At 69.7% G+C, this 11,354-nt stretch carries 12 protein-coding genes; 9 read left to right on the top strand and 3 right to left on the bottom strand.

Features of this window, described 5'->3' with window-relative positions:
- The 4 genes from WYM_RS08825 (at position 1) to rpsN (ending at position 1,758) form a co-directional block, all read left to right on the top strand.
- The gene (locus tag WYM_RS08825; RefSeq protein ID WP_019180469.1) at positions 1-687 is read left to right on the top strand and encodes a DNA-3-methyladenine glycosylase; all 687 of its coding nucleotides are present in this window, start codon (positions 1-3) and stop codon (positions 685-687) included.
- Positions 688-1,041: 354 nt separating this feature from the next.
- Positions 1,042-1,278 (top strand): 50S ribosomal protein L28, encoded by a 237-nt coding sequence (rpmB, locus tag WYM_RS08820; RefSeq protein ID WP_019180468.1) that lies wholly within the window; start codon positions 1,042-1,044, stop codon positions 1,276-1,278.
- Positions 1,278-1,448: a 50S ribosomal protein L33 gene (rpmG, locus tag WYM_RS08815; protein WP_005051772.1), complete on the top strand. Its 171-nt coding sequence runs from the start codon at positions 1,278-1,280 to the stop codon at positions 1,446-1,448. Before rpmB ends, rpmG begins: the two co-directional genes overlap by 1 nt.
- 4 nt (positions 1,449-1,452) lie before the next feature.
- Entirely contained in the window at positions 1,453-1,758 is a 306-nt protein-coding gene (gene rpsN / locus WYM_RS08810) for a 30S ribosomal protein S14 (RefSeq protein ID WP_019180467.1), read from the top strand.
- Positions 1,759-1,867: 109 nt separating this feature from the next.
- Here rpsN and WYM_RS19745 read toward each other — a convergent pair whose 3' ends face one another.
- A complete protein-coding gene (locus tag WYM_RS19745; RefSeq protein ID WP_019180466.1) occupies positions 1,868-2,761 on the bottom strand; it encodes a potassium channel family protein in 894 nt (297 codons plus the stop codon).
- Positions 2,762-2,923: 162 nt separating this feature from the next.
- Between WYM_RS19745 and WYM_RS08795 the strand changes: the two genes are divergently transcribed.
- Entirely contained in the window at positions 2,924-4,057 is a 1,134-nt protein-coding gene (locus WYM_RS08795; protein ID WP_019180465.1) for an alpha/beta hydrolase, read from the top strand.
- A 343-nt stretch (positions 4,058-4,400) separates the two neighbouring features.
- On the opposite strand, the gene WYM_RS08790 is transcribed toward WYM_RS08795, so the two are convergent.
- Positions 4,401-5,237: an alpha/beta hydrolase gene (locus WYM_RS08790; RefSeq protein ID WP_019180464.1), complete on the bottom strand. Its 837-nt coding sequence runs from the start codon at positions 5,235-5,237 to the stop codon at positions 4,401-4,403.
- 143 nt (positions 5,238-5,380) lie between these two features.
- On the opposite strand from WYM_RS08790, the gene WYM_RS08785 reads away from it, so the two are divergent.
- The 3 genes from WYM_RS08785 (at position 5,381) to WYM_RS08775 (ending at position 8,643) form a co-directional block, all read left to right on the top strand.
- A complete protein-coding gene (locus WYM_RS08785; protein ID WP_019180463.1) occupies positions 5,381-5,977 on the top strand; it encodes a TetR/AcrR family transcriptional regulator in 597 nt (198 codons plus the stop codon).
- 208 nt (positions 5,978-6,185) lie between these two features.
- The gene (locus WYM_RS08780; protein ID WP_019180462.1) at positions 6,186-6,473 is read left to right on the top strand and encodes an HU family DNA-binding protein; all 288 of its coding nucleotides are present in this window, start codon (positions 6,186-6,188) and stop codon (positions 6,471-6,473) included.
- A 226-nt stretch (positions 6,474-6,699) separates the two neighbouring features.
- Positions 6,700-8,643 (top strand): cytochrome c oxidase assembly protein, encoded by a 1,944-nt coding sequence (locus tag WYM_RS08775; RefSeq protein WP_019180461.1) that lies wholly within the window; start codon positions 6,700-6,702, stop codon positions 8,641-8,643.
- Positions 8,644-8,691: 48 nt separating this feature from the next.
- On the opposite strand, the gene WYM_RS08770 is transcribed toward WYM_RS08775, so the two are convergent.
- Entirely contained in the window at positions 8,692-9,840 is a 1,149-nt protein-coding gene (locus WYM_RS08770; RefSeq protein WP_337479531.1) for a hypothetical protein, read from the bottom strand.
- Positions 9,841-9,968: 128 nt separating this feature from the next.
- Between WYM_RS08770 and WYM_RS08765 the strand changes: the two genes are divergently transcribed.
- Entirely contained in the window at positions 9,969-11,348 is a 1,380-nt protein-coding gene (locus WYM_RS08765; RefSeq protein WP_019180459.1) for an ATP-dependent DNA helicase, read from the top strand.
- The last annotated feature ends 6 nt before the right edge of the window (positions 11,349-11,354 follow it).

Raw genomic sequence — 11,354 nt, 5'->3', positions numbered from 1 at the left:
ATGTCCGGATCCGAGTTCCGCGCTGCGACGCGCGCCGACCTGGCCGGGCTTCCGGCCGAGGTCGCCCCGCGTCTTCTCGGTGCGCATCTGACGACCGTGGTCGGGGGCGAGACCGTCACGGTGCGGCTCACCGAGGTCGAGGCCTATCACGGCCTCGGCACGGGCCCGGTGGCAGATCCCGGCTCGCACGCGCGCATGGGGCCGACCGCGCGCAACGCCACGATGTGGGGCGAACCGGGTCACCTGTACGTGTACCTCAGCCACGGCATCCACTCGTGCGTCAACGTCGTGTGCGGGCCCGCGGGGGTTGCCGGCGGTGTGCTGCTGCGCGGCGGCGAGATCGTCGCCGGAGCGGATGCCGCGGCGCGGCGCCGACCCGCCGCGAAGACGGCGCGCGACCTCGCACGCGGTCCGGGGCGCCTGGGCGACGCGGTGGGGCTGCGGCATCCGGTGCACGACGGCATCGACGCGGTCACCGGAGCGGCGCACCACGGCGCCGTCGCCCGACTCGACCTGCGATCCCAGCCGATCGCCGAGATCGCCGTCGGCCCGCGGGTCGGGGTGGCGGGGATCGCGGGAACCGCGGCTTTTCCCTGGCGGTTCTGGATACCGGGCGATCCCACGGTGTCGGCCTTCCGCTGGGGCCGCGGTGCGGCCCCAGCGGGTCCTATGCACGAGGACGTCTAGGCGCGGACCTCACCACCAGCCCAAGAACCAGTACACCCATCCTGCGAACTCGTTGGCGACGGACTGAAACCAATCCCACATGGTGCCCCCTTCGACGGTCCAGATGACCGTTAAGCGCAGACTCTACGCGCGGGGGCGTGATGTTGTCACTGATCGTCGCTCACGGAGCGGGGGTCGGGTGGCGTTCCCGTGCTAGACTTACTGTTTGTCTGCGCGCACTCCAGCACGCAGTTCGTACTCTCCCTTCACAGCCAGGCCGCTTTCGGGCGGTCCCTGAGTCTGTCGCAGGGCGGGGTGCAGACAAGGGATCTTGGGTGTGGCCGTCCGGTCGCACGGTACTAAGGAGACATCACTATGGCAGCAGTGTGCCAGGTGACTGGAGCAGTTCCCGGCTTCGGTCACAACATCTCGCACTCGCACCGCCGGACGAAGCGCCGCTTCGACCCGAACGTGCAGAAGAAGACCTATTTCGTGCCGTCACTGGGCCGCAACATCAAGCTCAACGTGTCGGCCAAGGGCATCAAGGTGATTGACGCGCGCGGCATCGAGTCCGTCGTCAAGGACCTTCTCGCGAAGGGTGTGAAGCTCTGATGGCGAAGAAGGCTCAGGACGTTCGTCCGATCATCAAGCTGCGTTCCACCGCGGGCACGGGTTACACCTACGTCACGCGCAAGAACCGCCGCAACAACCCCGACCGCATCGTGCTCAAGAAGTACGACCCGGTCATCCGCAAGCACGTCGAATTCCGAGAGGAGCGCTGATCTCATGGCCAAGAAGAGCAAGATCGCGCGCAACGAGCAGCGCAAGGTGATCGTCGATCGCTACGCTGCCAAGCGCGCCGAGCTGAAGAAGGCGCTCGTCTCGCCGACCTCCACCGACGAGGAGCGCGAAGCCGCTCGCGTGGGCCTGCAGAAGCTGCCCCGCAACGCCTCGCCCGTCCGCGTCCGTTCGCGCGACGTCATCGACGGACGCCCCCGCGGTGTCCTCACGAAGTTCGGCATCTCGCGTGTCCGCTTCCGTGACATGGCGCACCGTGGCGAACTGCCCGGCGTGACCAAGTCGTCCTGGTGAGCATTCTCGGTCGCTGACCTTCGACAGGCTCAGGGACCGAGCAGTAGCACGAGCAGGAAGGCCCGGAGTTCCTCGGAACTCCGGGCCTTGTGCTGTTCCGGGGTCGCGACTACTGCGGACGAGACCCGGCGGCAGCGCGCCGGTGATGCGCGTGACCCGTCGCCGCGTTCGCGAACACGTCGGCGGCTGAATCGCCGGCCAGGTGAGGGTACTGACTGCGCAGCACGCGCGCCAGCTCCTCGATCACGTGGGACAGTGCCCGGCCCTCTGCCCGCACATCGGCGCTCTTCGACTCGAGCGCCGATCCTTGCAGCTCCAGCGCGTACTGCAATGCGCGAGGCGCCGAGAGCGTCTCATCCTTCTCGGCGAAGTAGAAGATCTCGGTGTTCTGCACGAGGTCGGCGGTCACCTCGGCGAGCGAGCGGGCTGTCGCGCGCGTGACGGAAGCGGCGCGCTCGGTGGTGAGCGATGCGAGATCGGCGGTGACTCCCGCCTCGTGCAGGCTGGTGAGATCGATGGCGAATGCTCGCCGGCGTGAGAGTGCGGGGTAGAGCTGCATGAACCACGAGACCGAGGCCGAGAGCAGCGCGAAGCCGGTCAGCGCTTCCAACGGTGACAGCACGCGGATCAGCGGATCGACCGGTACGACGTCACCCAGGCCCAGCGTGGTGAGGGCGACGAGCGAGAACGTCAGCGCCTCGGTGAACGGGGGGTAGTCGGCGGGGTCCACATTCGAATAGGCGAATCCCTCGGGGATGTGCGGCAGGTAGATGAGCGCCCATCCGGCGGTCGTCAGCGTGAGCCAGACGGCGATCGTGGTGAGGACGATGAGCGGCCCACTGACATTTCCCAGTCTCGGTCCCGATCGGGTGAATCTCCACACGGTGCGGAAGATCAGGGTGCTCAGCCGTCCCGTCGCCGTCGGTCGCAGCAGCGTCTGGAACACATCGTTGAGGGCGACCAGCACCAGTGCGATGCCCGCGATCGTGCTGACGGCGCCCATGCCGCCACAGTAGCCGTGCCACCGAGGCAGCGGCAGTGCGACATCGCCTGATTGACGCACTGGCCGCGACGCAGCGCTCGCACAAACCTGCCGCGGTGACAAGCGGCACCGGCGCGGGCGGAGGTGCTTCGTAGACTCGAAGCCTCGAGTGGGGGGTGAGCCATGCCGCTGGATCCGATCTTCGAGGAGCGCCTGCGGGTGCACCGGAAGTACCTGATCGACCGGGCGCTGGGCAGCGTCCGCGCGCGCCTGACCGCGCTGTGGCCCTTCGGCCGTCCCGCAGGACCTGCCGAGGTCGCCGAGAAGGCTCCCCCTGCAGCGACGCCGGCCGCCGAGACTTCGCCGGCAGGCGCCGGGCCCGCTCTCGGGCCGCGCGCCCGGGCGCGCGCGAAGCACCGCAAGGCCGCGCTCGCGTGGGATCGGCGGGAACTGAAGACCGTGGGCACGCGTGGCCCTGCCGTCCGCACCGCCGAGCATCGGTTGGAGCCCGACGGCGTGCCGCCTTTTCGCGTGCGGATTTACTACCCCGAGCGGTCCGCTCAGAGTGACGGCGCCACGGAGAACGTCCTCCCGGTGCCGGCGGTGCTGGGCTTCTTCGGCGGTGCATTCCGCATCGGGGGCATCGACTATCCGACGACGGATGCCGCGTACCGGCGTCGTGCGCTCGACGCGGGCGTCGCGATCGTCGCCGTCGACTACGCCCTCGCGCCCGAGCACCGCTTTCCCGTCCCGGTCGAGCAGGCCTACGCCGCACTGGCCTGGCTGTTCGAGCGGGCCGCCGACGTCGGAGTCGATGCGTCACGCATCGGCGTGGCCGGCACATCGGCGGGCGCGAACATCGCCGCCGCCGTCACGCTGCTCAATCGCGACCGCGGGCGGCATCCGCTGCGGCTGCAGCTGCTCGAGGTCCCGGTCGTGGACCTCACCGGCGGGCGCCTGGATCTGAGCGCGACGCGGGCTCTCGGCATCCCGAGCCTCATCGCCCTGCGGGAGCTGCGCTCGGTGGCGAGCACGTACCTGCCGAAGCGGTCCGACGCGCGCGATCCGCTCGCGTCGCCGCTGCGCGCGCGGTCGCACGAGGGGCTCCCTCCGGCCGTGATCCTGACGGCGGAGTACGACCCGCTGCGGGGCGACGGCGACGCGTACGGTGCGGCACTGCGCAAGGGCGGAGTCGAGGCGAGCGTGGTGCGATACCAAGGTGTGACGCACGACACCCCGATCTTCACGGGCGTGCTGCCCGCCGCCCGGCGGTGGCACGACGACGTCGTCACGGCGCTGCGCCGGCTGCACGCCTGACGCTCCGCGCGGCGCCCGCTCCGCCCGGCGGAGTACTACGCCTCGGGCGGAGTCCTGCCCGCTCCGCCCGGCGGAGTACTACGCCTCGGGCGGAGAATGCGGACCGAGTCCTCCGCCATCGTTACGATTCCCCGCCCGGCGGACTCCATCTCCCCGGGCGGAGTGGCGTTCCGCCCCTACAGCCCGAGCACGCGAACGACGAAGGCTCGGAGCCCTCGTGGCTTCCCGGCCCCTGCGTCCACCGCGACACCGGCCGACACCACTCGACCGTCGAGCCATCACGCCGGTGCGTGGTGGCTCGACGGCGAAGTGGTTCCTCGCCGGCGCCGGGCGCGGCATCCGGCTACTTCGCCGCCCCCGTGCCGGCGACCGCGTGGCTGGTCGCCCACTCGAGGGCGTAGTCGGCGATCTCTTCCCAGCCGTCCTGGCTGACCAGGCGGTGCGTGCGGCCGGCGTACTGCTTGTACTCGACGATGGCGGGGCTGCCCGACGCGCGGTACTTCTTGACCAGCGCCCTGCCGATGGCCGGGGGAACGACGTGATCGATCTCGCCGGTGATGACGAGCAGCGGCGCGCGGTCGGTGCGGCCGTAGTCGACGCGGGTGACGCCGCTCTTCTCGTTGAGCACCGACGTGACGCCCTCGAAGAACACCCGGTTGTACGAGTTGACCGCGTACTCGTCCCACAGCCGATCGGACTCGGGGCGGCTCAGGTCGTTGCCGAAGGTGAAGTGGAAGTGGCGCTTGCTGAGGGGCTTGGCGCCGTGGATGCCGAAGGGGTTCGAGAGGATCGGCGTGCCCGTCCAGAGAGTCGACAGCGGCAGGGTGGTGACCCCGGCTGTCTGCCCGGGGGCGACTCCGACGTAGGCGACGCCCAGTCCGCGATCGGCGAGCATCTGGGTGAGGACTCCCCCGAAGGAGTGGCCGATGATGATCGGCTTCTGGGGCAGCGCGCGGATGATGCGCTCGTAGTTGTCGGCGATCTGCTTCAGGCCGATGCCCTTGAGTGCCTCGGGGTTGCGGCGGATGTCGGCGACCTCGCGGTCGTCGATGCCGGGCCACCCCGGGACGATGACGTCGTGGCCGGCGGCGCGGAAGCGCTCGGCCCAGGTGTCCCAGCTCTTCGGAGTCATCCAGAGGCCGTGAATGAGGACGATCGGGGTCTTGGCCGTGGTGTTCATTTCCTTCTCCTTGTGTGGGGTGCTGCGGTGCTGAGGTGCGGTGTATCCTGATAGTAGACCGAACGTTCTATCTATGCAAGAGCATTCCCAAGGATCACGAATTTCTCCAGGGATGCGACGATGGACGAGAAAGGAAACCCCTGATGGCAGTGACCAGCCCAACGACGGATGCCGCGGCCTCCCGCCCCTCACCCGCGCGGCAGCGCCTTCTCCAGGCCGCGACCGATCTCTTCTACAACGAGGGCATCCACTCGGTGGGCGTCGACCGCATCATCGAGGTGGCCGGCGTCACGCGGGCCACGATGTACAAGCAGTTCTCGGGCAAGGAGGGCCTCGTGCTCGCCTACCTGCAGGGCGAGGACCAGGGACTGCGTGCCCTGTTCGCGCAGGCCGCCCAGGTGTCGGACGACCCGGCGGTGCTCATCGACCTCGTGGTCGGCGGGATTGAGCACGACATCCGCGAGCGCCACACGCGCGGCTGCCCTTTCATCAACGCCGCGGCCGAGTATCCCGACGAGGGTCCGGTCCGGGCGCTCATCGCCGAGCATCGCGAGTGGTTCCGCGCGACCCTCGAGCAGCTGGCGAGCGCCGCCGGGCTCACGGAGCCCGCCGATGTCGCGGCGTCCCTCGTGCTCCTCCGCGACGCGGCGCTGGTCGGCGGCTATCTCGACGGCGAGGACCGCGTTGCGCCGGCCTTCGCGCGCACGGCGCGTGGCGTGATCTCGGCACATCGGGCGTGAGGGTGCGCTTCTCGGCCGTCACATCCGTCACATCCATCACATCTTTCACACGACACGCCGTGTCGATCGCTGAAAAACCCCGGAAATACGCGGAACTGTCGGCGTTGTCGGGTACATTCGGGACCGGTCGATCCGACCAGCCGGGGGGCGAAGCCGCCCGGTCCGAGCAATGACAAGACGGCGATCGTCGTCTTTGGAGGACAACCCCATGGCTGACAAGTCCATCACCAAGACCGAGCTCGTTGCGAGCATCGCGAGCGCGACCGGGCAGAGCCAGTCCGCCGTCTCGGGCGTGCTCGACTCCCTCTTCTCCACCGTCTCCGAGGCGGTCGCCAAGGGCAGCAAGGTCTCGATCCCCGGCTGGCTCTCGTTCGAGCAGGTCGCGACATCGGCTCGCACCGGCCGCAACCCGCAGACCGGCGAAGAGATCAAGATCCCCGCGGGCAAGCGCGTCAAGGTCACCGCGGGCTCGAAGCTCAAGGCTGCCGTCAAGTAATTCGCGAAGACCTTTCGAAGAGGGGGATGCCGCTACCCGCGGCATCCCCCTCTTCCTGTCTGCGAGCACCTCGCGGCCGCCGTCCGTGGCTCCGATCCGCGAACGGGTTCCTCCCGCCACGTAGGCTGGACGGGTGACTTCCGCCCCCACAATCGCCGGCCCTCGCGCGCGGCACAGCGGGACGGACGGCCCGCGCTCGGCCCGCGGGCTGAGGGCCGCGGGGCCCGTGATCCTCGTGCTCGCCGCGCTTGCCACGCTCGTCTGGGCGCTCGCGTTCGGCGGCGGTGCGGCACCTCTCGCGATCGGCGACCCCGGGCCGATCGCCCGGTGGGGGCTGCCGATCGCCAAGCTCTTCGTCAACCTGTCGGCGGCCGGCATGGTCGGCGTGCTCGTCACCGCGCTGTTCACGCTTCGCTCGGGCGACCGGGCGTTCGACGTGGCCCTCGACACCGCCTCCATCTCTGCCGCCGTCTTCACGATGGCCTCGGCCGCCACCGGGTTCCTCACGTTTATCGACGCCTTCAACCCGGCGATCGACGCGGGCCCGCAGTTCGGTGCCCAGCTGGGCCGCTTCCTGGTCGAGACCGAGGTAGGACGCACGTGGCTCATCACCACGATCGCCGGGGCGGCGCTCACTGTCCTCACGTTCGCGGTGCGGTCGTGGACGGCCACGCTCTTCGTGGCGATCCTCGCCGCGGCCACGCTCGTGCCGATGGGCACTCAGGGCCACTCCGGCGAGGAGGCGTTTCACCACGAGGCGATGACGGCGCTCATCCTGCACATCATCGCCGCCGCCGTGTGGCTGGGCGGGCTGCTGCTCATGGTGATCGTCCGTCCGCTGCAGACGCGAGACGAGCTTCCGGCGACGCTCGCGCGGTACTCGAGCATCGCCCTTGCCGCCTTCGTGGTGGTGGCGCTGTCGGGAACCGTCCGCGCCGCCATCGGGCTGCGGGAGTGGTCGGCGCTGCTGTCGCCCTACGGCGTCATCCTGGGCGTCAAGATCGTCGCGCTGGTCGCACTGGGCCTGTTCGGCGCCTGGTACCGAGCGCGACTGATCGGCCGGCTGCGCGAGGATGCGGCATCCCGCTCCTTCTGGACGCTCATCGCCTTCGAGCTGGTGCTCATGGGCCTGGCCAGCGGCGCCGCCGCGGCGCTCGCCCGCACGCCGCCGCCTTCTCCCGCCGCCCTGCCGTTCGTGGAGACCCCCGCCGAGCGGCTGACCGGCGCGCCGCTTCCCATCGAGCTCACACCCGACCGCTGGCTCACGGCCTGGAACGTCGACCTGCTCTGGGCGATCGTCGCGGGGTTCGCGGTGTTCTTCTACCTCGCCGGAGTCTGGCGACTGCGTCGCCGCGGCGACGCCTGGCCGGTCTACCGCGCCATCATGTGGGTCGCGGGATGGATGCTGCTGGTGTGGGTCACCGGCGGCGTCGTGAACGTCTACCAGGACTACCTCTTCAGCATGCACATGGTGGGGCACATGCTGCTCACCATGGCGATTCCGCTGCTGCTGGTGGCCGGCGCTCCGGTCACCCTCGCAGCCCGCGCCATCCGCAAGCGCGACGACGACACGCGCGGCGGTCGCGAGTGGATCCTGTGGGCCGTCCACTCGCCGGTGGCCCGGGTGCTGACGCATCCGTTCGTCGCGGCGGGCCTGTTCATCGGGTCGCTGTGGGTCTTCTACTACACCGACCTGTTCCGGTGGTCGCTCTACGACCACCTCGGCCACGAGTGGATGGTCGCGCACTTCCTCCTCACCGGCTACCTCTTCGTGCTCAGCCTCATCGGCATCGACCCGGTGCCCTACCGCCTGCCCTACCCCGGGCGACTTCTCCTCCTCATCGGCATCATGGCGATGCACGCCTTCTTCGGCATCGCGATCATGATGCAGGAGGGCCTCATGATTGCCGAGTGGTTCGGCTCGATGGGGCGCACGTGGGGCGCGTCACCGCTGGAGGACCAGTACATGGGGGGCGGCATCGCGTGGTCGATCGGCGAGATCCCGACGCTGATCCTCGCCATCACGGTGGCGATCCAGTGGAGCCGCAGCGACTCGCGTGAGACCAAGCGTCGCGATCGCCATGCCGACCGGACGGGGGATGCCGAGCTCGAGGCCTACAACGCCCGCCTGGCCGCCCTGGCCGAACAGGACGCCCGCACCGGGTCGTGAGGCCGAGCGCCGCTCAGGAGCTCCGGGGCGCGGCATCCGTCACCGGCGTTACTGCGTGTCGGGGCCGGTGACGACGATCGACGCCGTGCCGTCGGGGAGCACGGTGATCGTGCCCGTCACGATGAAGGGCAGGTCCTCGCTCACCGGGCGCACGCGGCCGTCGAAGAGCGAGCGGATGTCGACGTCGATGTGCGCGACAGCCTCGGTGGGAAGGATCTTCCAGCCCGCGCCCTCAGGGGCCACCGCGACCGTGGGCTGCTGGGCGATCGACCACTTCGGCAACGAGGCGATGCGCTCCTGCACGAAGTAGCCGAACGGGCACGCGGTGGGCTGCAGCACTTCTTGGGTGGTGCATTCGGTCAGGAACTGCTCGACCTTCTCCTGCACCACCGAGACGAAGTTCTCGGTCGCCTCGGCCTGCACCGGCACCGGGATCGCATGGAAGGGACGATCCGACAGCACGGCGACGCCGGGCGTGCTGGCGATGGGGGTGTCGACCGACACCGAATACAGTCCCGGCGAGAACACCAGCAGGGGCACGGGGGCGAGAGGGTCGGCATCCACGCCGTCGGGGGAGACCTGACGCTTGTCGATCGTGAAGCCGTTGACGGTGAACTCCATCGACCCCGTCACCTCGAGGTTCATGACCGCCAGCGGGCTGGTGGCGAAGCGCCACGTCGGGGCCGGACCGACCGACCCGCTCCGCTCGACCTCGAACGTCGTCGTGCGGTCGGAACCGCGCACGCCGTACTCGACGGTGACGCGCGTGACATCGCCGTCCTGCTCCTGCGAGACGACGCGCACATCGTCCACGGGCCCGAGGGCCGCGCTGCGCAGCAGCGCCCCGTCGGCGGTCGGGGGGAGCCCCGCCGCCTCGAGCTCGGCAGAGCTCACCGTCACTCCGGGAATGGCGAGGGCCTCGGCGGCCCTGCCGTCGGCGAGGAGGCCGACATAGCGCTCCACGAACGCGGTGGGCGAATAGAACTCGCGCTCGATCACCGCCCATGCGGCCGGAACGGCAGCCACGAGCAGCGCGCCGACGATGCCGAGCAGCGTGAGGTCGACGGCCAGACGGCCGCGCCCCAGCCTCTTGGGAGGGGGCTGGATCAGAGCGGTGCCGGACGACTGCGGGGTCGCCGGGGCGGCCGGAGGCGCCACAGCGCCGCCGGTGGCCGTGCCCACCGCCCCTTGGTCCACGCGACCAGTCTAGGAAGGCCGACCCGCGAAGCACCTGTGCGGGCGTAACGCGGCGCCGCGCCCGGGATTCGTCCACCGATGACGGCGAGGAGCACCGGGCGGCGGCATCGGCTCGTTAGCATGAATCGGTGAACACGCCCCCGCTGTCTGCCGAGCAGGAGGCGCTGTTCCGGCTCATCGAAGACACGCGCGAGCACGTCTTCGTGACGGGACGCGCCGGGACGGGCAAGTCGACCCTGCTGCAGCACCTCGCGTGGAACACCTCGAAGCAGATCGCGGTCTGCGCGCCGACCGGGGTCGCCGCGCTCAACGTCGAGGGCCAGACGATCCACTCGCTGTTCAAGCTCCCGCTAGGGATCATCGGCTCGCACGACGAAGCGCAGTCCGACGCCACGCGCAAGCTGCTCAATGCCATCGACACGCTCGTGATCGACGAGATCTCGATGGTCAACGCCGACCTGATGGACGCGATCGACCGCGCGCTGCGGCAGGCGCGGGGCAAGCGGGCCGAGCCGTTCGGCGGCGTGCAGATCGTCATGTTCGGCGACCCGTATCAGCTCGCCCCCGTGCCGCCTCGCGGCGACGAGCTGCGCTACGTGCGCGACCACTACCGATCCTTCTGGTTCTTCGATGCGAAGGTGTGGGTCGGCGAGAGCGCCGGCGACGGCATCCTCGACGTCGGCTCGTACGGTGCCGACCTGCACATCCGCGAGCTCGTCGACATCCACCGCCAGGCCGACCCGGCGTTCAAGGCCATGCTCAACGCGGTGCGCTACGGCCGGGTCACCGCCGACATCGCGCAGATCCTCAACGACACCGGGGCCCGGACGCCGCCCGACCCCGCCGACGGCGAGCATCCGATCATCACGCTGGCGACCCGGAACGACATCGTCAACAACATCAACCGGCGCCACCTGAACGAGCTCGTCGGACGCGAGCAGACGGCGAAGGCGGAGGTCAACGGAGACTTCGGGCGAGGGGATGCCGCATACCCGGCCGACATCGAGCTGAAGCTGAAGGTCGGGGCGCAGGTGATGTTCCTCCGCAACGACACCGGATCGTTCGGCGAGCCGCCTCGCTGGGTGAACGGAACGATCGGCACCGTCACCCGCATCGCCGGCGAGACGGTGAGGGTCGACGTGGAGGGCGAGGAGTTCGAGGTCGAGCCGGCGGTGTGGGAGAAGTACCGCTACGCCTACGACCCCGGCTCGAAGTCCCTCTCACGCGACATCGTCGCCGAGTTCACGCAGTTCCCGCTGCGCCTGGCGTGGGCGGTCACGATCCACAAGTCGCAGGGAAAGACGTACGACCGCGCGATCGTCGACCTGGGATCGGGTGCGTTCGCGCCCGGGCAGACGTACGTCGCGCTGTCACGGCTGACCTCGCTCGACGGGCTCTACCTGTCGCGACCGCTCCGGCCGCGCGACATCCAGGTCGACCCCGACGTCCAGCGGTTCATGGCAGGAGTGCGGGCACAGGCATCCACCCCGGTCCTCCCGAAGGGCTGACGGGCG

Source organism: Microbacterium yannicii PS01 (genome assembly GCF_000304335.1).
Taxonomy (GTDB): domain Bacteria; phylum Actinomycetota; class Actinomycetes; order Actinomycetales; family Microbacteriaceae; genus Microbacterium; species Microbacterium yannicii_A.
This window is presented reverse-complemented; position numbering and strand designations above follow the sequence as displayed.